This window comes from Corticimicrobacter sp. (genome assembly GCF_040137905.1).
Taxonomy (GTDB): domain Bacteria; phylum Pseudomonadota; class Gammaproteobacteria; order Burkholderiales; family Burkholderiaceae_B; genus Corticimicrobacter.
The window spans coordinates 1-24,700 of sequence record NZ_JBEFDG010000075.1 but is presented as its reverse complement, the minus strand read 5'-3'; the positions used below and the strand labels follow the sequence as shown (position 1 = coordinate 24,700).

Annotated in this window: 21 protein-coding genes, 1 other RNA gene and 2 pseudogenes; 5 read left to right on the top strand and 19 right to left on the bottom strand. The window is 63.3% G+C overall.

Features of this window, described 5'->3' with window-relative positions; genetic code table 11:
- Window positions 1–115: 115 nt before the first annotated feature.
- The gene (locus ABN482_RS13115) at window positions 116–1,138 is read right to left on the bottom strand and encodes a M23 family metallopeptidase (protein ID WP_349504413.1); all 1,023 of its coding nucleotides are present in this window, start codon (window positions 1,136–1,138) and stop codon (window positions 116–118) included.
- 51 nt (window positions 1,139–1,189) lie between these two features.
- Between ABN482_RS13115 and ABN482_RS13110 the strand changes: the two genes are divergently transcribed.
- Window positions 1,190–1,681 carry a DciA family protein gene (locus tag ABN482_RS13110; protein ID WP_349504412.1) on the top strand — a complete coding sequence of 164 codons (492 nt, stop codon included), beginning with the start codon at window positions 1,190–1,192 and terminating at the stop codon, window positions 1,679–1,681.
- Between the two features lie 65 nt (window positions 1,682–1,746).
- Here ABN482_RS13110 and lpxC read toward each other — a convergent pair whose 3' ends face one another.
- The 16 genes from lpxC to rnpB all read right to left on the bottom strand — a co-directional run bounded on the left by lpxC (window position 1,747) and on the right by rnpB (window position 20,527).
- Window positions 1,747–2,670: a UDP-3-O-acyl-N-acetylglucosamine deacetylase gene (gene lpxC, locus ABN482_RS13105; RefSeq protein ID WP_109061989.1), complete on the bottom strand. Its 924-nt coding sequence runs from the start codon at window positions 2,668–2,670 to the stop codon at window positions 1,747–1,749.
- Between the two features lie 135 nt (window positions 2,671–2,805).
- Window positions 2,806–3,975: a cell division protein FtsZ gene (ftsZ, locus tag ABN482_RS13100; RefSeq protein ID WP_349504411.1), complete on the bottom strand. Its 1,170-nt coding sequence runs from the start codon at window positions 3,973–3,975 to the stop codon at window positions 2,806–2,808.
- 163 nt (window positions 3,976–4,138) lie between these two features.
- The gene (ftsA, locus tag ABN482_RS13095) at window positions 4,139–5,365 is read right to left on the bottom strand and encodes a cell division protein FtsA (protein WP_143857376.1); all 1,227 of its coding nucleotides are present in this window, start codon (window positions 5,363–5,365) and stop codon (window positions 4,139–4,141) included.
- A 4-nt stretch (window positions 5,366–5,369) separates the two neighbouring features.
- On the bottom strand, window positions 5,370–6,176 hold the full coding sequence (locus ABN482_RS13090) for a cell division protein FtsQ/DivIB (protein ID WP_349504410.1): 807 nt from the start codon (window positions 6,174–6,176) through the stop codon (window positions 5,370–5,372).
- An 11-nt stretch (window positions 6,177–6,187) separates the two neighbouring features.
- On the bottom strand, window positions 6,188–7,141 hold the full coding sequence (locus ABN482_RS13085; RefSeq protein WP_349504409.1) for a D-alanine--D-alanine ligase: 954 nt from the start codon (window positions 7,139–7,141) through the stop codon (window positions 6,188–6,190).
- The gene (murC, locus tag ABN482_RS13080) at window positions 7,138–8,544 is read right to left on the bottom strand and encodes a UDP-N-acetylmuramate--L-alanine ligase (RefSeq protein WP_143857373.1); all 1,407 of its coding nucleotides are present in this window, start codon (window positions 8,542–8,544) and stop codon (window positions 7,138–7,140) included. Before murC ends, ABN482_RS13085 begins: the two co-directional genes overlap by 4 nt.
- On the bottom strand, window positions 8,541–9,617 hold the full coding sequence (gene murG, locus ABN482_RS13075; RefSeq protein WP_349504408.1) for an undecaprenyldiphospho-muramoylpentapeptide beta-N-acetylglucosaminyltransferase: 1,077 nt from the start codon (window positions 9,615–9,617) through the stop codon (window positions 8,541–8,543). The genes murC and murG overlap by 4 nt, the downstream gene beginning before the upstream one ends.
- On the bottom strand, window positions 9,614–10,813 hold the full coding sequence (gene ftsW / locus ABN482_RS13070; protein ID WP_502877297.1) for a putative lipid II flippase FtsW: 1,200 nt from the start codon (window positions 10,811–10,813) through the stop codon (window positions 9,614–9,616). Before ftsW ends, murG begins: the two co-directional genes overlap by 4 nt.
- On the bottom strand, window positions 10,810–12,354 hold the full coding sequence (murD, locus tag ABN482_RS13065) for a UDP-N-acetylmuramoyl-L-alanine--D-glutamate ligase (protein WP_349504407.1): 1,545 nt from the start codon (window positions 12,352–12,354) through the stop codon (window positions 10,810–10,812). Before murD ends, ftsW begins: the two co-directional genes overlap by 4 nt.
- Complete coding sequence (mraY, locus tag ABN482_RS13060; protein WP_109061981.1) at window positions 12,351–13,523, bottom strand: phospho-N-acetylmuramoyl-pentapeptide-transferase; 1,173 nt, start codon at window positions 13,521–13,523, stop codon at window positions 12,351–12,353. Before mraY ends, murD begins: the two co-directional genes overlap by 4 nt.
- On the bottom strand, window positions 13,513–16,368 hold the full coding sequence (murF, locus tag ABN482_RS13055) for a bifunctional UDP-N-acetylmuramoyl-L-alanyl-D-glutamate--2,6-diaminopimelate ligase MurE/UDP-N-acetylmuramoyl-tripeptide--D-alanyl-D-alanine ligase MurF (RefSeq protein WP_349504406.1): 2,856 nt from the start codon (window positions 16,366–16,368) through the stop codon (window positions 13,513–13,515). Before murF ends, mraY begins: the two co-directional genes overlap by 11 nt.
- Window positions 16,365–18,098, bottom strand: a complete 1,734-nt coding sequence (locus ABN482_RS13050) for a peptidoglycan D,D-transpeptidase FtsI family protein (protein ID WP_349504405.1) — start codon at window positions 18,096–18,098, stop codon at window positions 16,365–16,367. Before ABN482_RS13050 ends, murF begins: the two co-directional genes overlap by 4 nt.
- Window positions 18,095–18,394, bottom strand: a complete 300-nt coding sequence (gene ftsL / locus ABN482_RS13045; protein ID WP_349504404.1) for a cell division protein FtsL — start codon at window positions 18,392–18,394, stop codon at window positions 18,095–18,097. Before ftsL ends, ABN482_RS13050 begins: the two co-directional genes overlap by 4 nt.
- A 2-nt stretch (window positions 18,395–18,396) precedes the next feature.
- Window positions 18,397–19,437 carry a 16S rRNA (cytosine(1402)-N(4))-methyltransferase RsmH gene (gene rsmH, locus ABN482_RS13040; protein ID WP_502877296.1) on the bottom strand — a complete coding sequence of 347 codons (1,041 nt, stop codon included), beginning with the start codon at window positions 19,435–19,437 and terminating at the stop codon, window positions 18,397–18,399.
- A 12-nt stretch (window positions 19,438–19,449) separates the two neighbouring features.
- Complete coding sequence (gene mraZ / locus ABN482_RS13035; protein ID WP_502877295.1) at window positions 19,450–19,881, bottom strand: division/cell wall cluster transcriptional repressor MraZ; 432 nt, start codon at window positions 19,879–19,881, stop codon at window positions 19,450–19,452.
- Window positions 19,882–20,132: 251 nt separating this feature from the next.
- Window positions 20,133–20,527: RNase P RNA component class A (gene rnpB / locus ABN482_RS13030), an RNA gene on the bottom strand.
- Window positions 20,528–20,674: 147 nt separating this feature from the next.
- Between rnpB and ABN482_RS16495 the strand changes: the two are divergent.
- The 3 genes and pseudogenes from ABN482_RS16495 to ABN482_RS16485 all read left to right on the top strand — a co-directional run.
- A pseudogene (locus tag ABN482_RS16495) lies at window positions 20,675–21,415 on the top strand (ATP-binding cassette domain-containing protein); the annotation flags it as partial.
- 198 nt (window positions 21,416–21,613) lie between these two features.
- Window positions 21,614–21,928 (top strand): annotated as a pseudogene (locus ABN482_RS16490) (ATP-binding cassette domain-containing protein); the annotation flags it as partial.
- A 162-nt stretch (window positions 21,929–22,090) separates the two neighbouring features.
- Window positions 22,091–22,513, top strand: coding sequence for a hypothetical protein (locus ABN482_RS16485; protein ID WP_502877298.1), 423 nt, complete (start codon window positions 22,091–22,093; stop codon window positions 22,511–22,513).
- Here ABN482_RS16485 and pyrC read toward each other — a convergent pair.
- On the bottom strand, window positions 22,510–23,571 hold the full coding sequence (pyrC, locus tag ABN482_RS13020) for a dihydroorotase (protein ID WP_349504402.1): 1,062 nt from the start codon (window positions 23,569–23,571) through the stop codon (window positions 22,510–22,512). The two genes, ABN482_RS16485 and pyrC, sit on opposite strands and share 4 nt — an antisense overlap.
- Window positions 23,572–23,771: 200 nt before the next feature.
- Here pyrC and ABN482_RS13015 point away from each other — a divergent pair, with 200 nt between their 5' ends.
- On the top strand, window positions 23,772–24,047 hold the full coding sequence (locus ABN482_RS13015; protein ID WP_349504401.1) for an SWIB/MDM2 domain-containing protein: 276 nt from the start codon (window positions 23,772–23,774) through the stop codon (window positions 24,045–24,047).
- A 150-nt stretch (window positions 24,048–24,197) separates the two neighbouring features.
- Here ABN482_RS13015 and ABN482_RS13010 read toward each other — a convergent pair whose 3' ends face one another.
- Window positions 24,198–24,578 carry a DUF4870 family protein gene (locus tag ABN482_RS13010; RefSeq protein WP_349504400.1) on the bottom strand — a complete coding sequence of 127 codons (381 nt, stop codon included), beginning with the start codon at window positions 24,576–24,578 and terminating at the stop codon, window positions 24,198–24,200.
- Window positions 24,579–24,700: the final 122 nt, after the last annotated feature.

The following is a 24,700-nucleotide window of genomic DNA, read 5'->3' as shown; positions in this document are numbered from 1 at the left end:
ATGTAGTTGGCGGATGATCGCAGAAAACACACCAGTGTACCGCAACCGGGGAGGGCTTCGTTGCAGGCCCGTCGGGATGCCTGCAGCGGGGTGATGGGTCAACTGACCGACATCCTCAATTCACCGCAGCCGCCTCCTGCGTCACCATGCCGATGGCATCCGCCATTTTCACGGGACTGTCGGCGGCAGCCAGGAACAGCTTGGGATCGAGAGGCTGCCCTGCCATCCGCACCTCGAAGTGCAGGTGCGGGCCGGTAGAGCGGCCCGTGGAGCCGACCTTGGCGATTTCCTGGCCTCGCTCGATCAGGTCACCCGGCTTGACCAGCAGCTTGGAGGCATGCGCATAGCGCGTGATCAGACCATGACCATGATCGATGACGACCATATTGCCATAGCCACTGCTGAACTCGGCTTCGATCACCATGCCGCTGGCCGCAGCCACGATGGGTGTTTCACGCGGTGCGGAAAAATCCAGGCCTTCGTGCATGGCATAACGCCCCGTCACCGGATTGCGGCGCCAGCCATAGGAAGAAGAAAGATAGGGATAATTCTTGACCGGCATGGTCGTAGGCAGACGCACCCGGTCGGCCTCACGGTAGGCCATCGCAGCCTCGAACAACGCCAGGCGGTCCTTGTGCACATCCAGACGCTCCACCAGGCTGTCCAGTTCCCGGCCCAGCGACTGCGCAGAACGGTCCGCATTATTGCTGGTCGACATGCCATCGATCGCATCAAAGGCGTCGCCTGTCCCTGCATGCTCCCAGTCCATTGGCGGCTCATCCATGATCTGGCCCTCGCTGAGCGGCGCAGCCGTCAGGTCATCCGCCTTGACATAAGGAATATCGGCCATGCGGGCCACGCGTTGCGACATGGCATCGATATTGAGCAACTGGGCTTCCAGCACGCCCACCCGGGCAGCCAGCAAATTGACATTCTCGCGTACGAACGAAGCATCACGCCCCAGATCCTCGGTCGCCTGGAAGCGCAAGCCCGTCCCGACCTGAACTGGCTTATCATAGTGACGCTGCAACAGCGCACCGGCTGCGGCCGAAGCCAGAAGGGCCAACGCCATGACCAGCACCAGCGGCATGCCGCTCAGCTTCCAGCGTCCGGCCCGTCCCGACCGGCTAATGCGCATTGCTATTTTCATTCCTGCCTGTCCTGCATCCTGTTCATATTGACTGTATCCATGACCCGTCGCGTTCCCGGCCGATCTCCTGCCCGCTCCTCAGGCCATACCGTCACCGGCTGGCTGGGCCACGACCAGCGCGCCGCCAATGTCATGGCGATGGCGCAATACCACCTGCGGCTCGAGCAGGCGCTGGCACAACTGCTGCCCACCGGCTTCGGTACCGATATCCGCATCGCTCGCGTCGACGCGCAGCAACTGGTCCTGGCCGTACCCGGCCCGGCACATGCGGCCAAGCTCAGGCAGATGGCACCTTCGCTTGCGCAGAAGCTGCAGGCAGGCGGATGGCAGGTCGGCGAGATCCGCGTACAGGTCCAGGCAGGCCTCACGGCCGTCCTGCATCCTGCATCTCGCCCCCCCAAATCGGTCACGCCCCTGGGGCCACAGGCGCTGGATGCATTCCAGCAGTTGCATGACCACCTGCAACCGGGAGAACTGGCCGATGCCGTGGCCCGTCTGCTGGCGCATCACGGCACCGGAAACAAGACCTGAAAGGCCTTCACCCAGATACGATCCGGTGCCTGGCACCGGTTGCTGCATACCTGACCCGAGCAGGATCAGGCGAACTTCCAGTCCCGCTGGAAAGTCACCGGGACGTTCTCATCAGATGTATAGGACACGAGTTCCCAGGCATCCTGGCGCGCCAGCACGGCACGCGCCAACTGGTTGTTGAGGCCGTGGCCGGACTTGCTGGCGACATAGCGCGCCACCAGCGGATGACCGATCAGGTACAGATCACCAATCGCGTCGAGAATCTTGTGCTTGACGAACTCGTCTTCGTAACGCAGCCCGTCGGCATTGAGCACACGGTATTCGTCCATGACAATGGCGTTGTCGAGACTGCCGCCACGGGCCAGGCCCATCGAACGCAGCGCCTCGACTTCGTTGACGAAACCGAAGGTGCGCGCACGCGCCACTTCGCGCACATACGAATGCCGGGCGAAATCGATTTCGGCGAAGCTGGCTGTCGAATCAATGGCCGGATGGCGGAAATCGATGGAAAAATTCAGTGCATAGCCGTCGTAGGGCTCCAGGCGCGCCCACTTGGCCTTGGGGCCTTCGCCTTCACGCACTTCGACCGGCTTGAGAATCTTGAGGAACCGCTTGGGTGCCGACTGCTCGACCAGCCCGGCCGAACGCAGCAGATACACGAAGGTACCGGCGCTGCCGTCCATGATGGGCACTTCTTCGGCAGTCAGGTCGATATGGATGTTATCGATGCCCAGACCTGCCAAGGCCGACATCAGGTGTTCGACCGTGGAAACACGCACATTGCCCTGCTGCAGCACGGAAGCCAGACGCGTATCGTGCACCATGTGCGCCTGCGCGGGGAGATCCACCACCTCGGGCAGATCCACGCGATGGAACACAATGCCGGTGTCCGGCGCGGCCGGACGCAGCACCAGTTCGACCCGAAGACCGGAGTGCAGGCCAACGCCTGTCGTGCGAACGATATTCTGGATAGTGCGCTGTCGAAACATGGGCAATGTAAAAAACGCAAAATCGGATTGTAGCGCCGTTACTGCCGTGACGCGACAACCCGGCCATCACGCCGCGCCTGGGGGACGCAACGCGATGGCGAGTGAGAGAGTTGGAACGGATATGAACCGTTAAGTTCAATCCGCCTGCTTGCGCAGGAAAGCCGGAATGTCGAAATGGTCCATGCCAGCCGTTTCCATGGCGCGTACCTGGGCAGTTGCCTGACCACGCTCGCGCATGCGGATCACGGTCGGGATTTCCAGGCCGCCGCCTTGCTGCTGTGCCACCGGCATATCGTCGGTACCGGTACGCACTGCCGTTTCGGCATCATGAACCAGTTGCGGACGCGATACTGCACGACCCAGGCCTGTCGCGACCACGGTCACGCGCAGGTCTTCGCCCATGCTCTCGTCGTAGGCCGTACCGAAAATCACGGTGGCATCTTCGGACGCATGCACACGGATGGTATCCATGATCTCACGGGTTTCGCGCATCTTGAGCGACCGGCTTGCCGTGATATTGACCAGCACGCCACGCGCACCGTTGAGGTCGATACCCTCCAGCAGCGGGCACGCAATGGCCTGCTCGGCAGCAATCTTGGCACGCTCCGGGCCCTTGGCCACGGCAGTGCCCATCATCGCCTGACCCTGCTCGCCCATGATGGTCTTCACGTCTTCGAAGTCGACGTTCACATTGCCTTCGACATTGATGATCTCGGCAATCCCGGCGCAGGCATTGTGCAGCACGTCATCGGCACTCTTGAAGCAATCTTCCTGGGTGGCGTCTTCATCCATCAGGTCGTACAGCTTCTCATTGAGTACCACGATCAGCGAGTGCACATGACGCGACAGGTCATTGATCCCCTCTTCGGCCAGGCGCATGCGCTTGCTGCCCTCGAAGCAGAACGGCTTGGTGACCACACCCACGGTCAGGATGCCCAGCTCCTTGGCCACTTCGGCCACGACAGGTGCAGCACCAGTACCCGTACCGCCACCCATGCCAGCGGTAATGAACACCATGTGCGCGCCATTGAGCGCCGCGCGGATTTCCTCGCGTGCCGTTTCGGCAGCTGCGCGGCCCTGCTCGGGCTTGGCACCGGCACCCAGGCCGGTACGGCCCAGGCGGATCTGCACCGGCGCACCGCTGGCGACCAGCGCCTGCGCATCGGTATTGGCGCAGACAAAGTCCACGCCGCCCACGCCGCCACGCATCATGTGCGAGATCGCATTGCCACCGGCACCGCCGACCCCGACCACCTTGATGACGGTACCCTTCGTATTGTTGTCCAGCATTTCAAAGTTCATCATAGTGACTCCCTCACAAAGTCGAAATAATCAAATCTCCTGACAGCCAACTTCGGCACTCCGGGTCACGAAACCCTTCATGCCATCCCCAGTGAAAAACGCCCCAGGCGTTTTCCTTTCGCATCGCCATCGGCCATTTGGCGGCGCGAGTCTACACCAACCCGCATCAATTCATGAACCATTCCTTCATGCGGGTCAGAATTCTCTTGAAACTGCCGTTCTGCTGCGCCACATGGCGGCCTCGCAGGCGCTGCATGCGTGCCTCGGCCAGCAGGCCCATCACCGTCGAGAAGCGCGGATTGCGCATCACGTCGGCCAGGCTGCCCTCGTACTCGGGCACGGCCACACGCACCGGCTTGAGGAACACATCCTCGGCCAGTTCGACCAGCCCAGGCATCTGCGACGTGCCGCCGGTCAGCACGATGCCCGAAGCCACCAGATCGTCATAGCCGGATTCGCGGATCACCTGCTGCACGAGCGAGAACAGTTCTTCCACGCGCGGCTCGATCACCGCGCCCAGTGCCTGGCGCTTGACACGGCGCGTTTCACGGTCGCCCAGGCCGGAGACTTCCACCGTCTCGTCAGGACTGACCAGGATCTGTTTGGCCACGCCAAAGCGCAGCTTGAGGTCTTCGGCATCGGGTGTGGGCGTACGCAGCATGGCTGCGATATCGTTGGTGATCTGGTCGCCGGCGATCGGGATCACGGCCGTATGGCGAATCGCGCCGCCGGTAAAGATCGCCACGTCGGTGGTACCGCCACCGATATCGACCAGCACCACGCCCAGTTCCTTCTCGTCAGGCGTCAGGCAGGCCAGGCTGGAAGCCAGCGGCTGCAGGATCAGATCCTGCACTTCGAGGCCGCAACGGCGCACGCACTTGACAATATTCTGAGCGGCACTGACCGCGCCGGTCACGATATGCACCCTTACCTCCAGGCGCAGGCCGCTCATGCCGATCGGCTCGCGGATATCTTCCTGGCCATCAACGATGAATTCCTGCGTCAAAACATGCAGCACCTGCTGGTCGGTCGGGATATTGACGGCCTTGGCTGTCTCGATCACCCGAGCCACGTCGGTCGCCGTGACTTCCTTGTCCTTGACCGCCACCATGCCGCTGGAGTTGAAGCTGCGGATGTGGTTGCCGGCAATGCCGGTATAGACATCGCGGATCTTGCAGTCGGCCATCAACTCGGCCTCTTCGAGCGCGCGCTGGATGGAGTTGACCGTGGTCTCGATGTTCACGACCACACCCTTGCGCATGCCGTGCGACTCGTGCTGGCCCAGGCCAAGCACTTCGAAGCGGCCGCCGGGCAATACCTCTGCAACCACCGCCACCACTTTACTGGTGCCGATGTCCAGGGCAACGATCAGGTCTTTGATGTCACGAGTCATGGCGTCAACGTTTGTTTTTGGGTTGTTGTGTGGCAGGCGGATCGGCCAGCGTCAGGGCAAATCCGTTCGGGTAGCGCAGGTCCGCCTGCAGGATGCCGGTTTCCGCGCCCAACTGCTTCTGGACCACCGGCCATGCCTGCACGAAGCGGCGAATCCGCGCGGCAAAGGGCAAGGCCCCCGTCACGCCCTGGGGATTGGGTGCTTCCGCCCCCGGATCTCGCCCCAGGTTGAGCAGCAGCCCGTTGGAAAGCGACGACTGCCAGGCATAGCGTGGGCTGAGCGCGATACTTTGCACCTGCAGCCCCAGTGGCTCGAACCAGCGCGCCAGTTCGGCATAGCGTTGCACCACCAGACGCTCGGTGCCCTCGGGTCCGGCCAACTGCGGCAAAGCCTGGTCGTCGTCCAGCTCGCCCTGGTTGGCGGTAAAGGCCTCGCCCCAGGTATTGATCATCTGGTTCTCGTTCCAGAGCGCGAAAGGCTGGTGCTCTTCGATCTGCACACGCAGGATGTTGGGCCAGACGCGCCTCACCGAAGCGCGCCGCACCCAGGGCACGGTTTCGAACAGTTCCCGCGTGGCATCCAGATCCACGGTGAAGAAGTTGCCCTGCAATCGCCCTGCCGTGGCTGCCCGCACGGCGGCCTCCGACACATAGCGCAGTTCGCCGTCGCCCCCTGCCTCCAGCTCGATGGCACTCAGCTGGAAGGCAGGCCGCTGCACCAGCCAGCCGACCGTTGTGATGGCCAGCAGCAGGATGGCCAGCGCCGTCAGGGCGTTGGCAATCAGGTTGATGGTTCGGGCTTCGTTCCACACGTGTCATCCCGTCAGGCTGGCTGCGCCGGATTGAGCGGCACCTTGCAACTGGCTTCGGCCAGGATGTTCAGGCACAGCTGTGTATAGTCGACATCTTCCGCACGCGACGCCATCGGCACCAGCGAATGGCCAGTCATGCCGGGCGACGTATTGATCTCGAGCAGCCAGGGACGTTGCTGTTCGTCCAGCATCACATCGACACGCCCCCAGCCTTCGCAACCCAGCACGCGATAGGCACGTACGCACAGCGCCTGGATCTCGGCGGCCAGATCGGCCGGCAGGCTGGCCGGGCACTCGTAGCGGGTATCGTCGGAAAAATACTTGTGTTCGTAGTCGTAGTTGCCCTGCGGCGCGATGATTTCGATGATCGGCAGGGCGCGTGCCTGCTCGCCCCGGCCCAGCACGGCAATCGTCAGCTCGCGGCCGCGAATGAACTGTTCGGCCAGCGCCACAGGTTCATAGCGCACGACCTGCTGCCAGGCCTGCGCCAGCGCATCAGCCTGCTCGACCCGGGCCAACCCCAGCGTGGAGCCCTCATGCGGTGCCTTGAGGATCATGGGCAAGCCCAGGCGGGCCGCCAGATCATCCAGTTCGCCAGCATCGCGCACCTCGGCATAGGCCGGCGTGGGGATGCCCTGCTCGATCCAGATGCGCTTGGTCATGATCTTGTCCATGGCCAGCGCCGAAGCCAGCGGGCCGCTGCCCGTGTAGGGAATGCCCAGCAATTCAAGTGCCCCCTGCATGGTGCCATCCTCGCCGTGACGGCCATGCAGCGCAATGAACACGCGGTCGAAGCCGGCCTGCGCCAGTTCGGCCAGCGACTGCCGTCCCGTATCGAACAGATGTGCATCCACACCCGCCTTGACCAATGCCTCATGCACGCCCTGGCCGGACATCAGCGACACCTGGCGTTCGCCCGACTGTCCGCCGTAGAGCACCCCAACCTTGCCGAATCGGCTGTTCATCGCAGTTCTCCTATGAGTCCCGGCACCTTGCTGACCGACCCTGCGCCCATCACGATCACGACATCACCGTCGCGCACGAAATCGACGGCAGCCTGGGCCATATCCTCGATGGTTTCGGCAAAGACCGGCTCGACCTTGCCGGCCACCCGCACCGCACGCGCCAGTGCACGACCATCCGCAGCCACCAGGGGCGGCTCGCCAGCGGCATAGACCTCGGTCAGCAGGACGGCATCGGCCTGGCCCAGCACGCGCACGAAATCCTCGAAGCAATCACGGGTACGGGTGTAGCGGTGCGGCTGGAAGGCCAGTACGATGCGCCGGTCAGGCCAGGCACCGCGTGCGGCATCCAGCGTGGCCTGCATCTCGACCGGGTGATGGCCATAGTCGTCGATCACGGTAAAGCGGCCACCGCCCTGCTGGGCCGGCACGTCGAACTCGCCCGCGAAGGTAAAGCGCCGTCCGACGCCCCGGAAGGTGCGCAGCGCTTCGGCAATGGCCGTGTCTTCCACACCCAGTTCAGTCGCCACCGCAATCGCAGCCAGGGCGTTGCGCACGTTGTGCAGCCCCGGCAGGTTCAACTCGATATCCAGCGACGGCAGCACCAGTTGGCGGTCGCGCCGCTCGACCCGGAAACGCATGCGGGCACCATCGGTACGGACATCGACGGCACGCACCTGCGCCTCCGGATGCAGGCCGTAGCTGGTGATCGGCCGAGAAACGAACGGCATGATCTCGCAGACGTTGGGATCGTCCTTGCACAGCACGGCGCTGCCGTAGAACGGCAGGCGCAACGTGAAATCGATGAAGGCACTCTTGAGCCGGGCCACGTCATGACCATAGGTGTCCATGTGATCGGCATCGATATTGGTCACGATGGCCATCACCGGCAGCAGGTTCAGGAACGAGGCGTCCGATTCGTCGGCTTCGACCACGATGTAGTCACCCTGGCCCAGGCGCGCATTGGCACCGGCCGAATTGAGCCGCCCGCCGATCACGAAGGTCGGGTCCAGCCCCCCCTGGGCCAGCACGCTGGCGACCAGGCTGGTGGTGGTGGTCTTGCCGTGCGTGCCGGCCACGGCGATGCCGCGCTTGAGCCGCATCAGTTCGGCCAGCATGATGGCACGCGGCACCACCGGTATGCGTGCGGCACGCGCCGCCAACACTTCGGGATTGTCGGCGGTCACGGCGGTCGAAACCACGATGGCGTCAGCCTGCCCGATATTGGCAGCCGCATGCCCCAGCGTGACCTGCGCACCACGCTCGGCCAGGTGCCGTGTCACCGCCGAATCCTGCAGGTCGGAACCGCTGATGCGATAGCCAAGGTTGAGCAGCACCTCGGCAATGCCGCTCATGCCCGATCCGCCGATACCGACGAAATGAATGTGATGGATGCGATGCTTCATGCCTGCATCCCTCCTGCCTGTCTGCAAATGTTCGCAATTGCTGCCGTCGCATCGGGCCGCGCACGCTCACGCGCACGCTCGGCCACGGACTGCAGCTCCGTTCTGGTCCGCGCAGCCAACCATGTGGCCAGCCACTGCGGAGTCAATTCTTTCTGGACAACCTGCCAGCCCGCCTGCGCCTCGCTGAGGTAACGGGCATTGACAGTCTGGTGATCGTCGATGGCATGCGGCAGCGGCACGAACAGCGCCGCCACGCCAGCTGCCGCGACTTCCGCCACGGTCATCGCTCCGGCTCGGCAGATCACCAGATCGGCATCCGCATAAGCCGCTGCCATATCTTCGATGAAGGCCCGGCAATCGGCCTCGACGCCCAATTGGGCATAGCGTTGCCGCAGCGCCTCGATATGCTGCGCGCCAGCCTGATGCACCACCTGCGGCCGGCTGCCTGCCGGCATCAGGGCCAGCGCCTCAGGCACCGCGACGTTGAGCGCATGCGCTCCCAGGCTCCCCCCCACCACCAGCAGCCGCAGCGGCCCCTGCCGGCCGACATAGCGCTGTGCGGGCGCAGGCAGCGCCAGCACGCTATCGCGCACCGGATTGCCGGCGAACTGTGTATGCGGCCCGAGTACGGCGGGAAAACCGGCTGCCACGGCACGCGCACCGCGTGCCAGCAAACGGTTGGCCGAACCGGCCACGGCATTCTGTTCATGCACGACCAGCGGGGTACGGCTGGCAATGGCCATCAGTCCACCCGGCACGGCCACATAACCGCCCATGCCCAGCACCACATCGGGCCGTTCCCGACGCAAGTGCCCCAGCGCCTGACAGCAGGCACGCGCCAGCAGGAATGGCAGTTTGAGCAGCGCCACGAAACCCTTGCCACGCAAGCCGGCAAAACGCAGCGGCAGCAGCTCGATTCCATGCCGGGGCACCAGTTGCCCCTCCATCCGCTCGGGATGGCCGAGCCAGACCACGCGCCAGCCATCGGCCCGCATCATTTCGGCCACGGCCAGGCCTGGCATGATATGCCCGCCGGTACCGCCCGCCATGATCATCAGGGTCGGCGCTGTCATACCCTGCCTCCCCGCATCAGTATCCGATTTTCCCGGTCCACGCGCAGCAGCAGTGCCAGTGCGCACAGGTTCATCACGATGCTGGAACCGCCATAGCTCATCAGCGGCAACGTCAGGCCCTTGGTCGGCAGCAGCCCCAGGCAGACACCCATATTGATGAAAGACTGCACGCCCAGCCACAGGGCCACGCCGTGCGCCACCAGGCCGCTGAACGTGCGCTCCATGGCGATCGCCTGGCGACCGATCTCGAATCCACGCTTCACCAGCAGGAAAAACAGCACGATGATGGTCGCCACGCCGGCGAACCCGAGTTCCTCTCCGATCACCGCCAGCAGGAAGTCGGTATGTGCCTCGGGGAGGTAATGCAATTTCTCGACACTGGCTCCCAGACCCACGCCAAACCATTCGCCACGGCCCAGTGCGATCAGCGAATGCGACAACTGGTATGCACTGCCGTACATGTTGGTTTCGTTCCACGGATCGAGGTAGGCGAACAGCCGTGCGCGCCGCCACGGTGACAGCCAGATCAGCAGCATGAATACGGTCATCAGGCCGGTGATCAGCACGCCGAACAGCTTGCCGTTGATGCCCCCCAGGAACAGGATGCCCACAGCAATCGCACCGATCACGATGAAGGCCCCCAGGTCGGGCTCAAGCAACAGCAACAGGCCGACCAGAGCCAGCGCGCAAGCCATGGGCAGGAAACCACGCGTGAAGGCATGCATGTGTTCTTGCTTGCGCACCGTATAGTCGGCGGCATAGAGCAACACAGCGAACTTCATCAATTCGGACGGCTGGAAATTGAGCGGCCCCATCGGCAGCCAGCGATAGGCACCATTGACTTCTCGGCCGATGCCGGGCACCAGCACGACCACCAGCAGGAAAAGCGCGAACAGGAACAGCGGCACGGTCAGGCGCTGCCAGATGCGCATCGGTACCATCCAGACAGCCAGCCCGCCTGCGGCACCGATCCCCAGGAACAGCGCATGCCGTCCCACGAAATGATAGGGACCGTAATTGGCATAGCGCGGCCCATCGGCCAGCGCGATCGACGCCGAATACACCATCAGGAGGCCAAGCATGAGCAGCGCGCCGGCAATCGCCACCAGCGGCACGTCGAAATTGCTCATGCGGGCGCGTCCGGGACGCACCGTGGTCAGGCCTTCCATGCGGTTGTTCAGCGGGGTCGTGCTCATGCCACTTCCCCCCGTTCGAGCGCAAGCTCCTGCACGGCCTCGGCAAACACACGGCCACGCTGCGGATAGCCACTGAACATGTCGAAGCTGGCGCAAGCAGGCGACAGCAGCACGACATCGCCGGACTGCGCCGCGGCAAATGCAGCCGCCACGGCTTCCGCCATCGAGACGGCATGGTCTGCCGGCACACTGCTGGCGGCCAGCGCCCGCTCGATCAGTGCGCCATCGCGACCGATGAATACCAGGTGCCGCACGCGTGCCTTGACCGGACGCAGCAGCGGCGCGAAATCCTGACCCTTGCCTTCACCGCCCAGGATCAGCACAACCTGGCGATCCTCGCTGTCGAGTGCGGCCACCGTCGCACCGACGTTGGTCCCCTTGCTGTCATTGACGAAATCCACGCCGCCCACGTTGCGCACGAACTCGGTACGATGCGGTTCTCCCGTGTATTCGCGGGCACTGCGCAGCAGGCTGCCCCAGCCGGCACCTTGCGTCCGGGCCAGCAGCAATGCCGCCTGCACATTGAGCGCATGGTGATGCCCGCGCAGCTTGAGGGCATCCAGCGGCATCAGGCGCGACAGTCGTCCCTCGGCACGCAGCACGGAAGCTTCCTCGCCGGCCTTGCGACGCCGTCCCGTGGTCGGCGCGGGCAGATCGAAATCGGTTTCATCACGCACGGCCAGCCAGCGCACACCGTGCTCGGATTCCAGCCCCGTATCCCCAAGGCAGGCAGGCAGATCGTAGCCGAACGTACGGACATCCTGGGCAGCCACATCCTCGACCAGTGCCAGCACGGCAGGGTCTTCGCGATTGACGATCTTGATTCGCGACATGCCATACAGGCGCGCCTTGGCCGCGACGTAGGCATCGAACGAACCATGCCAGTCCAGATGGTCCTGTGTCAGGTTCATGATAACGGCGGCATCCGGTATCAGGGTCTGCGTCGTTTCGAGCTGGAAACTCGACAGCTCCAGCACCCAAGCCTTCGGCAGACTGTCCTCATCAAGCGCGGCCATCAGCGCATCCAGCGCAGCCGGGCTGACATTGCCTGCCTCGCGGGCACTGATGCCGGCTTCGTCGAGCATCTTGCGGGTCAGGCGGGTCACGGTCGTCTTGCCGTTGGTGCCGGTCACGGCCACCACGCCCGGCGCATAACCCGTACGCTCGCGCAGATCGGCCAGCGCCCGGGCAAAGAGTTCGATTTCGCCCACCACCTCGATGCCGCTCACACGCGCTTCGGCCAGCAATGCGGCCAGGCGCGGTTCCAGCGGGCTCAGGCCAGGGCTGAGTACCAGTTGTCCAACGCCGTCCAGCACATCATGGTCGAATACACCGTCTCCCAGGCGCACATCGCGCAGCAGTCCGGATTCGACACCTGCAGACTGGAGTGCCTCCAGCCCGGCAGGCTGCGCACGCGTATCGGCAACACGCAGCGGCCAGCCCTGGCGCAAGCACCAGCGCGCAGCAGCCAGCCCGGTCTCCCCCAATCCAAAGATCAGGGTCAGCGGGCCCGGCAGAGAGGCGTGTACCGTATCGTTCATCGCAGTTTCAACGTGGACAGGCCGATCAGCACCAGCATCATGCTGATGATCCAGAAGCGGACGACGACCTGGGTTTCCTTCCAGCCGCCGACCTCGAAATGGTGATGCAGGGGTGCCATGCGCAAAATGCGCCGCCCTTCTCCGTATTTGCGCTTGGTGTACTTGAACCAGACCACCTGCAGCATGACCGACAGCGTTTCGGCCACGAACACGCCACCCATGATGAACAGCACGATTTCCTGGCGCACGATGACCGCCACGGTACCGAGCATGCCGCCCAGCGCCAGCGCGCCAACGTCCCCCATGAACACCTGGGCCGGATAGGCGTTGAACCACAGGAAGGCCAGTCCGGCACCGCCCAGCGCTGCGCACAGCACCATCAGTTCACCGGCACCGGGAATGTAGGGGAACAACAGGTATTTGGAATAGTCGACCCGACCCACCACGTAGGCAAACACACCCAGCGCCGCCCCCACCATCACGGTCGGCATGATCGCCAGGCCGTCCAGGCCATCAGTCAGGTTCACGGCATTGCTGGTGCCCACGATCACGGCCCAGGTCAGCGCCACGAAGCCGAATACACCCAGCGGGTAGCTGACGGACTTGAAGAACGGCACGATCAGGTCGGCACGCGTGGGCAGCGGCATGGCAAAGCCGCTCAGCACCCAGTCACGGAACAGCGGCCATAAATCGGTATTGGCCGGCACCGATACGGCAAAAGCCAGATAGATGGCCGCAACCAGACCAATCAGCGCCTGCCACATGAATTTCTGCCGTGCCGGCATGCCTTCGGGATCGCGATGCACGACCTTGCGATAGTCATCCGCCCAGCCGATCCAGCCAAAGCCGAACGTGACCAGCAGGACGACCCAGACGAAACGATTACTCCAGTCCGACCACAACAGCGTGCTGATGCCGATGGAAATCAGGATCAGCACACCGCCCATGGTGGGCGTACCCGTCTTGACCAGGTGCGTCTGCGGACCATAGCTGCGCACGGCCTGGCCGATCTTGAGTTCAGTCAGCCGACGAATGACACGCGGGCCGGCCACCAGGCCGATCAGCAGTGCCGTGGCGCAGGCCAGCACGGCACGGAACGTGATGTAGTCAAAGACCGCGAAAGCGCGGATATGCTCATCGGACAGCCAGCGTGCCAGTTCAAGCAACATGGTGCGCTCCTTGAGTGGCAGCAGCACCTTCGGCGGCCTGTCGCAACGCCAGGACGACACGCTCCATCTTCATGAAACGCGATCCCTTGACCAGGATACTGGCGGCCCCGGCCGCCTGGATATGATTGACCACTTCTTCCACGCTCTCGCAAATCTGTGCGCCCGCGCCGAATGCGCGTGCGCTGTCGCGGGTCGCACGTCCCAGCGTACACAGCAGGTTCACCCCGCGTGCACGCGCATATGCGCCCACTTCTTCATGCATGGCGACCTCGTCGGTGCCGACCTCACCCATATCGCCCAGCGCCAGCACCCTGGGGGCCGGCAAACCTGCCAGCACATCGATGGCGGCCCGGACCGAATCAGGGTCGGCATTATAGGTATCGTCGATCAGGAATACATCCCCGGGCAGGGTATGGGCCTGCATCCGTCCGCCCACAGGCACGAAGGCCGCCAGTGCCTCCAGGATCATCGGCAGCGACACACCCGCTGCCAGCGTGCAGGCTGTCGCTGCCAGCGCATTGCGCAGGTTATGCTCGCCTGCCACTTGCAGTCGCAACTGTCCTGCCCCGACCGGCGTGCGTACCGTGCACTCGACACCCAGCGCATCAAGTCTGATTTCCGAGGCACGCACTTCGCCGGCCTCAATGCCGAAGCGGCAGCACATACGCTCGCCCGCCATAGACTGCCACAGTGGATCGTAGGTATCCTGGGCAGGAAAGACAGCCACGCCGTCAGCCGACAATTGAGTCAGCACCTGACCATTTTCACGGGCAACCGCCTCGACCGTATGCATGAACTCCTGATGCTCGCGCTGCGCATTGTTGACCAGCGCCACGGTGGGTGCCGTCATGCGAGCCAGCCCCAGGATTTCATCGGGATGGTTCATACCCAGTTCGACCACGGCAGCGCGGTGCTCCGGACGCAGGCGCAGCAGCGTCAGCGGCACCCCGATATCGTTGTTCTGGTTGCCTGCCGTCGCCAGCGTGGCGCGTTCGCCCAGTGCATGACGGAAAATCGAGGCAATCATTTCCTTGGTGGTGGTCTTGCCATTGCTGCCGGTCACCGCCACCACGGACAGGTCATGGACAGCACGCCAGGCATGGGCCATGCGCCCCAATGCCCGCCGGGTATTGCCCAGTGCAATCTGCGGCAAGCCGACCGCAGCCACCGGCGCATCGACCACCGCGACCACCGCGCCAGCGGCTGCGGCCTGATCGATGAAGGCATGCCCATCGAAACGCTCGCCATGCAGCGCGACATACAGGGCCCCCGCCGGCAACGTCCGCGTATCGGTCGATACGCCCGTCGCAGCACGCAGCGACAGCGCCAGGCGCGACCACTCGACGTCATCGAACGCCTCGGTCACGGCCCCCGTCTGCTGGGTGGTTTCATGTCCCTTGCCAGCGACCAGCACGACATCTTGCGGGCGCGCCCGCAAGACTGCCACCATGATCGCAACGGCACGATCCTCATGGATATCATGGCTGCCCGTCACGCCGGCAGCAATCTCTGCCAGGATGGCTGCCGGCTGTTCGCTGCGCGGATTGTCGCTGGTCAGCACCACCACGTCAGCCTGTTCGGCCGCAATACGACCCATCTCGGGGCGCTTGCGCGCATCCCGGTCGCCACCGCAGCCGAATACGCAAACCAGTTGCCCCTGGCGGGCCTGGGCCAGCGGCCGCAAAGCCTGCAGGGCATGCGCCAGGGCATCGGGGGTATGGGCATAATCAACGATCACGGCCGGCGACGCGGCATCGACCCATGGCACATCCACAGTCTGCAGGCGACCCGGCACCGGCCCCAGGCGGCCCAGTGCGCCGGCGACCTCGGCCAGCGTCCAGCCCTGGGCGCGCAATACGCCGCCCACCAGCAACAGATTGGAGACATTGTGCTGGCCGATCAACGGCGTCACCACCTGCACGCTGGAGCCCCCTTCGCACAGACTGAAAATCTGGCCTGTCGCACCGGCCTCGAGCGACACGGCAGACAGACGGCCGGCCTCCGCCGGCGCAGAGGCCGACGTTTCAACCGGCGCACAGCGATAACCCAGCACTTTCTGCAGGGACGTGCCTGTCGGCAGCCCCCGCAGGCGCGCCAGCAGTCGAGCGCCGGCCGCATCATCCTCATTGACGATGGCAGCCCGCAGCTCGCTGCGCACGAACAGCAGCATCTTGGCGGCCTCGTAGGCCATCATGTCGCCATGGAAATCGAGATGATCATGCGTCAGGTTGGTCCAGCCCGCCACATCGACACGCACGCCGTCCAGCCGCCCCTGCACCAGGCCAATGGAAGATGCCTCGATCGCCACGCATTCCGCTCCCTGATCGCGCATCTGCGCCAGCAGGTCATGTGTCATCAGGACATCCGGCGTCGTCAGCCCGAAAGATTGCACCGAGCCATCGGGGAGGAGGGCACCCAGCGTACCGATCACGCCAGCCGGACGGTGCCGCTGCCGCGCCCAGGCCTGGGCAATCCACCAGGCGCAGGAGGTCTTGCCATTGGTACCGGTCACCGCCACCACCGACATCGCCTCGGACGGTCGCCCGTACCACTCATGTGCCAACTCGCCCAGCAAGGGCCCCAGTCCCTCGACCTGCAACAGCGGGCCGTCTTCAGGCAGGTCGTCACGGGCCTCGCACAGTACCGCAGCCGCACCGCGCTCGAAGGCGGCACGGATATGTGCCCGGCCATCCGACTTGATGCCAGGGCAGGCCACGAAGACATCACCGGTACGAACCTGGCGGGAATCCAGGCGCAGGCGCGCGGAAGCTGCCACGCCGGCCTGCTCGCGCAGCCAGCCAACCAGGTTCGCGACACGCTGGGCCATGGAGATCACCTGCGTCATGCGCCCTCCTTTTTCTCTGCCACAACGATGGACTCGAAAGGCGCATCGGGCTGCACACCAAGGATGCGCAGACTGCCGCTGACGATCGATGAAAACACCGGTGCCGCCACGCGACCACCGTAATACGCCCCGGCGTTGGGCTCATCGATGGACACCGCCACGATGATGCGCGGATTGGATACCGGCGCAAAGCCTACGAAAGAACTGCGATAGCGCGACATGCTGTACTGGCCATCGACGATCTTGCGCGCCGTGCCACTCTTGCCGGCGACCCGGTAACCCTGAACCTGGGCGCGGACAGCGCCATCCGGCCCGGCCGCCGCCTCCAGCATGGAGCGCACGGCACGAGCGGTTTCCGGCTTGAAAACCTGCACGCTGGTCGGCGCACTCTGGCGCTGGACGATGGACAGCGACACCATATCGCCATCACGCGCAAACACACTATAGGCACGCGCCAGTTGCAGCAGCGATGCCGACAGGCCATAGCCATAGGACATGGTGGCCTTCTCGATCAGGCGCCAGCGTTCCCAGGGGCGCAGCCGTCCTGCCGCGGCACCAGGGAAACCGGTATTGGGAGCCTGGCCCAGCCCGAGTTCGGTAAACCGATCCCACATCTCGCGGGACTCGAGGCGTTCGGAAATCAGCGTCATGCCGATATTGCTGGAACGGCGCAGAATCCCCGCCACATCAAGCACGCCATTGTTGCGGCTGACGTCACTGATGACATTGCCCTGGTAACGAAACTGTCCATGGCCGGTATCGAACTGGGTATTCAGTCCGATGCGGCCCAGATCAAGCGCCAGGGCGGCCGTGAACGGCTTCATGGTCGAACCCGGCTCAAAGGTATCGGTGAGCACCCGGTTGCGCAACTGCGACCCCTGGAATGTTTCGCGGCGATTGGGATCGAAGGTCGGCAGGTTCACCAGCGCCAGGATTTCACCTGTCATGGCATCCAGCACAACGGCAGAAGCTGCCGCCGCCTTGTGTTCTTCCATGGCATCGGCCAGCGCACGATAGGCCTGGAACTGCACACGCGAATCGAGCGACAGCCGCAGGTCGCGACCATCCACGGGAGGATCGACAGCCCGCACATCCTCGATCACACGCCCCAGCCGGTCACGAATAACGCGACGGCTACCCGGACTGCCCGAAAGCTGATCATTGAACGCCAGTTCGATCGCTTCCTGGCCCTGGTCCTCAATACTGGTAAAGCCCACAACGTGGGCCATGGTCTCGCCTTCGGGATACTGCCGCCGCGTTTCGGGCTGCAGGTGAATGCCGGGAATCTTGAGATCGCGGATTCGATCAGCCAGCTCCATCGGCACCTGGCGCCTTATATACAGGAAACTGCGGTCGGCATGCTCATCGAGCCGACTGCGGATTGCCGTGGCCGGCAGGCCCAGCAGATCGGCCAGTGCCTGGATCTGCTGCGGCTCGGCCTGCCGTGCATCTTCGGGAATGGCCCAGACGGCACGCGCCGGGACGCTGGAAGCCAGTACGACACCATTGCGATCAAGGATCTTGCCGCGCGTAGCAGGCAGCACCAGGGTGCGCTCATAGCGCTGTTCACCCTGCTGCTGTAGAAATTCGGTAGACAATCCCTGCAGGAACAGCGCACGCACCAGCAAGGCCAGCGCCCCCAGCAGCAACAGGATCAGCACCAGCTTGGCACGCCAGGCAGGCAACGACACCTGCAGCACAGGATTGTCGAAGAAAGGCACGCGCTTCATTGCGCATCCCCTACCGTATCAGCCACATAACCAATCTGGCTTTCCGTCAGATACAGGGTGCGTTCGGGCGTAGCCGGCACCATCTGCAACTCGCCCGCCACGCGATCAATCCGCGCATTGCTGGTCAGCGCAGCACGCTCGACCTGCAGGGCGCGCCATTCGACCTCATACTCACGGGACTGGGCCTGCTCGCGCTCCATCGCCACGAACAACTGGCGTGCCTGATACCGGCTGCTGACCAGAGACAGGGCCGACAGCATCAGGAGAGCGACTGCGCACAGGACCAGGCGACCCATGTCTACCTCCTGGTCCGTGTACCGGCGCTACCGCGCCGGCCACCGCGTGAGGCTGCGACATGCCGGGCCGCCACGAACTGTTGTGCCCCGGCATGCGGCAGGGCCGTCGTGGTCCGTTCGGCCACGCGCAGCACCGCCGAACGAGCCCGGCTGTTGCGCGCCACCTCATCGGCATCGGGCAGAATGCGCCCAACCGAATGCAGCACCGGCTGCGGCATTTCACTCTCGCGCAAAGGCAAGCGTGCCAGTTCCGCGCCAGGGCGCGCAGCTGCCGCAATGCTCTGCTTGACCATGCGATCTTCGAGAGAGTGGAAGCTGATCACCGCCAGCCTGCCACCAGGCTGCAGGACACTCAGAGCTGCCTCGAGGGCACCAGCGAGTTCCTCAAGCTCTTGGTTGAGGTAAATCCGTAGAGCTTGAAAGGTGCGCGTGGCCGGATGCTGGCCCTTTTCGCGAGTACGGACGACACTTGCGACGAGCCCGGCAAGGTCGAGCGTACGCTCGAGCGGTTGACTTGCGCGGCGAGCATCAATCGCCTTTGCAATCTGAAAAGCAAACCGTTCTTCGCCATAGTTCTGTATGACCTCCCGCATTTCATCCACGCCAGCCTCAGCCAGCCACTGCGCAGCCGTCAGGCCCCGCGTCGTATCCATCCGCATATCGAGCGGACCATCCTTCATGAAAGAGAAGCCACGCTCTCCATCATCGATCTGTGGCGATGACACCCCCAGGTCGAGCATGATGCCGGCAACCTGTGCGACACCGCGCTCCTGCAATGCCTCGCCCAGGGTCGCGAAGCCATCGTGCACGACCACGACACGGGCATCCTCGACGGCAAGCGCCTGCGCCTGCGCAATGGCCAGAGGATCCTTGTCAAACACGAACAGCCGGGCATCTTGCGGCAGCCCCGCCAGCAATGCCCGAGAATGACCGCCACGGCCAAAAGTGCCATCGACGAATACCCGCCCGCCCTCAGCCAGCGCAGGCGCTGCCAACAAGGCATGAACTGTCTGTTCCAACAGTACAGGTTGGTGTTCCATCATCCATGGGCCTTTTTAAAAAGAGAACTGGCTCAGCGCATCCGCCATGCAGTTCTTGAGATCTTCCGCTTCGCGGTGCGCCAGCGTGGCGGCATCCCACAGCTCGAAATGACTGCCCAACCCCATCAACATGACATCTTTCTCAAGGCCTGCTGCCTGGCGCAGTTCCGCAGCCACCAGAATCCGGCCTGCACTGTCGAGTTCCACATCCTGGGCATTGCCCAGCAGCAGACGCTGCAGCGGACGTGCCGACATCGGGAAAGCGGCGATCTGCTCGCGCTTGACCTCCCACGCGGGTCGCGGATAGACGAGCAGGCAACCATCCGGGTGGCGTGTCAGGGTCAGGCGGCCTTCGGCCTGGGCCATCAGGGCGTCACGATGCCGGGCCGGAATCGACATCCGTCCCTTGGCATCCAATGTGAGCGCACTGCTACCCTGAAAAACCACTTTTACCCCACTTGAGCACACAAAATCCTACTTTCTCCCACTGTATGGCAATCGGCATAGGCAGTCAAGAACCGCAGGACTGTTTTTTTCAACGAGGTCAAGGACTTACGCAGACCCGGAAAATCCGGATCATCTTTTTTCTTTGATAAATCAGGTAATTGCAAAGCAATCCGCAAGTGATGCCTTATCTGGTCACCACATAGCCAGATGCAAGCTTTGCATTTGCTAGCATTTGAAGGAAGAAAAGGAAGGTGCAGGGCAGGCCTGTAGGCCGGATTCTGTAAGCCGGTCGCCCGGCTGGCAATCATTCATCTTGGCTCGGCGTTGCCACCGCGCTCTAGCCACCTACCCGCATGCCGGACGGGCCGTCCGCCCTGTTGCCAGGATGCATGCCTATTTGGTGTTGCTCCAGATAGAGGTTACCGCGTTTCACCCTGCCGGATCGGCTGCCCGAAAGCAGCCAAAGTACGGAGTGGCCGTACCTGTGCGCACGCGCCCTTCCGGCAGACTCGTCTCTGTGGCCCTGTTCCTCGGCTCGGCCCTCCCGAAGGAAGGTTCGCCGGACGGCTGTTAGCCGCTATCCTGCCCGTTGGAGTCCGGACCTTCCTCGATAGACTATGTCTACCGCGATTGCCCGGCCTGCCCTGCGGCGCCCATTGTACGTGCTTTCCTGCGACAATACCGGGCTACGGTGATCGTGATTTACCCCGGCACCCTTGCAGCGGACTTGTTGTGTCCGCATCCCATCTGTTTTGTGCGGCGTCCAACCGCCAGCACTTTCTCTCCGATTTTCATGGCCGCTCCCGACACCCTGATCTCCCTGACCCGAATCCAACTGGCCTACGGCCATCACCCACTGCTCGACCAGGCTGATCTCGCCATCCAACGAGGCGAGCGCATCGGCCTGATCGGTCGCAACGGTGCCGGCAAGTCCTCTCTGCTCAAGCTGCTGGATGGCCGCATCGACCCTGATGCAGGCGAAATCAATCGGCTGGGCAACCTGCGCGTCGCCACAGTGGAACAAGAGCCCGAACTGCCCGAAGCCGAGACACTGTTCGACGCGGTATGCGGCACCGACTACATCGAACACGAAGACTGGCAACGCCCCTCACGCGTACGTACGCTGCTTGAACGCCTGCGGCTCAATCCGGACGTGTCGCTGGAAGGTCTGTCCGGCGGAACCCGCAAGCGCGTGGCGCTGGCGCGGGCCCTGGCAGACTCGCCCGATCTGCTGCTGCTCGACGAGCCCACCAACCACCTGGACTTCGAAGGCATCGCCTGGCTCGAACAGACCCTGCTGTCCTGGCCAGGCAGTCTGGTTGTCATCACGCACGATCGTCGTTTTCTCGATGTCATCAGCACGCGCATCATCGAACTGGACCGTGGTCAGCTCCTGAGCTTTCCGGGCAATTTCTCGCTGTGGCAGGAGCGCAAGGCGCAATGGCTGGCGTCAGAGGCACTGGAACAGGCCCGCTTCGACAAGTTGCTGGCGCAAGAGGAAGTCTGGATCCGCAAGGGTGTCGAAGCCCGCCGCACCCGCAACGAAGGTCGTGTCCGCCGCCTGGAGCAATTGCGCGTCGACCGCGCCCAGCGCCGCGAACAGCTCGGCAACGTCTCGCTGGCCATCGACCAGGGCCAGCGCTCGGGCAAGCTGGTGGCCGAACTGACCGATGTCAGCAAGGCATTTGGCAATCGTACCGTGGTGGATCACTACAGCACCACCATCTGGCGCGGTGACCGCATCGGCATCATCGGCCACAATGGTGCCGGCAAGACTACATTGCTCAAGCTGATCCTGGGTGAAATGACACCGGATCAGGGTGACGTCCGCCTGGGCACCAACCTGAGCGTGGCCTATTTCGACCAGATGCGGGCCCAACTCAATGAAAGCGACACCCTTGCCGACGTAATCAGCCCGGGCAGCGAATGGGTGGAAATAGGTGGCCAGCGCAAACATGTCATGAGCTACCTGGGCGACTTCCTGTTCTCGCCGGCGCGCGCCCAGTCGCCGGTATCCAGCCTGTCAGGAGGCGAACGCGCCCGACTGCTGCTGGCACGCCTGTTTGCCAGGCCAGTCAACGTCCTGGTACTGGACGAGCCCACCAACGACCTCGACATCGAGACCCTGGAACTGCTCGAGTCCCTGCTTCAGGACTATCACGGCACTGTTCTGCTGGTCAGCCACGACCGCACATTCCTCAACAACGTCGTGACCCAGACCATCGCCCACGAAGGCGGCGGTAAATGGCGCGACTATGTCGGTGGCTACGACGACTGGCTGGCTCAGCGCCCCGACCCATCAGTCCAGGCCAACGACGATGCCGCCAGCAATCGTCCTGCCAGCCAGCCTGCGCCTGCCGACGCGACGGAACGCAACAAGCCTGCACGCAGCACAGCCCGCGCCCTGCCCAGTTGGGAACAGAAAGAACTCGATGGCATGCCCGATGCCATCGCCGCACTCGAGGCGCGCCAGCATGCCTGCAGCGAACGCCTGACCGATGGCGCGCTCTATCGCGACGACCCCGAGGCCGTCAATCGCTTGCAAGCGGAGCTGCAGGAAATCGAAAGTGCGCTCGAAAAGCTGTTTGTCCGCTGGGAAGCGCTGGAAGCCAAGCGACAAGGCCCGAATTAGCGCACGGACCAGGGGAGTGTCTGCCCTGCCGCCAGCGGCACCAGCTCGGTATTGCCATACGGCAGGTGTTCCGGCACTTCGTACGGCTCACGCACCAGCGTGATCGTATCGGCATTGCGGGGCAGACCATAGAAATCCGGCCCATTGTGACTGGCAAAGGCTTCGAGGTTGTGCAGCTTGCCCACCATATCGAACGCCGTCGCATACAGCGCCATCGCATGCAGTGCGGTATAGCAGCCGGCACAGCCGCAGCTCTGCTCCTTGAGGCCACGCGCATGCGGGGCACTGTCCGTGCCCAGGAAGAAACGCTGGCTGCCGCTGGTGGCAGCGGCCAGTAGTGCCTGGCGATGTGTTTCACGCTTGAGAATGGGCAGGCAGTACCAGTGTGGCTGCAGCCCTCCCTGGAAAATGGCATTGCGGTTGTACAGCAGATGCTGGGGCGTCAAGGTCGCCGCGATCGGGCCCTCGGCCTGCATGACGTAGTCAGCTGCATCCTTCGTCGTGATATGTTCAAACACGACCTTGAGCGCCGGGAAAGCCCTGCGCAGCGGCTGCATCACGCGCTCGATGAATACGGCCTCTCGGTCGAACACATCGATGGCCGGATCCGTGACCTCGCCATGCGCCAGCAACGGCATGCCAACCCGCTCCATTTCGGTCAGTGCCGCAGCGCAGCGCCCGAGCAGATCCGTCACGCCGGCATCCGAATTGGTCGTGGCACCGGCCGGGTACAGCTTGACCGCATGAACGATACCCGATGCCTTGGCGCGGACAATCTCATCAGCAGTCGTATTGTCGGTCAGGTACAGCGTCATCAGCGGCGTGAAACGCGTCTTGTCTCCGCCTGCCGTATTCAGCGCCGCCAGGATGCGATCATGATAAGCCTGTGCCTGCTCGGTCGTCGTGACAGGCGGCTTGAGATTCGGCATGACGATTGCACGCCCGAAATGGCGAGCCGTATCTCCTGCAACCGCCTTGAGAGCCTCGCCATCGCGCAGGTGCAGGTGCCAATCGTCGGGGCGTGTCAGGGTCAGAGTGTCGGGGGCAGTTTGAGGCATGGAAGGCAGCACGTCCTTGAGCGATGATCAATGTTGGGAAGCCTGCGACATGACCAGCAGAGGGCACACCCCGCAAGCAACACACATTATGGCATGAGGCTGAATCACAAATTTATGCAAAGTAACGAGGTTCGCACACACTCTGGCAACACAGTGCCATTACCATGCCTGCATCATTCAGTCACACAGGAGAACCCTCAATGGCTACAGCCACCAAGACCGCAACCCGCAAACCCAGTGCCGCTTTCATGAAACCGCTGACACCCAGCGCCACCCTGGCCGCCGTCATCGGCACCCAACCCCTGCCCCGTACCGAAGTGACCAAGAAGATCTGGGAATACATCAAGAAGCACGACCTCCAGGATCCTGCAAATCGTCGCAACATCAATGCCGATGCCAAGCTGCGTCCGCTGTTCGGCAAGGATCAGGTCTCGATGTTCGAACTGACCAAGATCGTCAGCGGCCACCTGAGCTGACAGAAGGATCGCACCGATCACCTCATCCCCAGGCCTGCCGCAACCGGCAGGACCCAACAAAAAGCCCCTGCATGTACGATGCAGGGGCTTTTTGTTGGGGGGCGCACAAGAAGATCAGGAACCTCTTGTGTTGCGCTCACGCAGGCGGTATCACTCGTAAGTGGTCGGTGCCTTGTTCTCAAGCAGCAGCAGCCAGCCACGGATCAGCCGGTACAGCACCCAGACCACTGTCGCCAGGATACCCAGCCAACCGATGAAGAGCAGCGTTGCAATCGCGCTGATCGCCAGCCACAGCAAGGCCCACCAGAAGGTGCGCAGCAGCCAGTCAAAATGAACAGCATAGATCGTACCTGCTACATCCGAGCGCTTGACATAGAGCAGCACCACGGATGCCAGGGTGGCAATCGCAAGAAAGCCGCCTGTCAGGAAACCCAGCGCATACAGGGCATATGCCAGGTGCGTCAGATTGAGTAAAGAGAGACCGCCCTTGGGTTGTTCGGGAGGGAGGGGGTGAATATTGTCAGACACCATCGTTCTCCATAAAGATCGTCTAATCAATAGTATCAGAAAGGAGGGAGCGGCGTGGAGGCGGTGGCAGTCTGGTTCGGACAGGAGCTGGGGGCAGTCGGGCGATGAGTCGCTGCGCGGTTTCA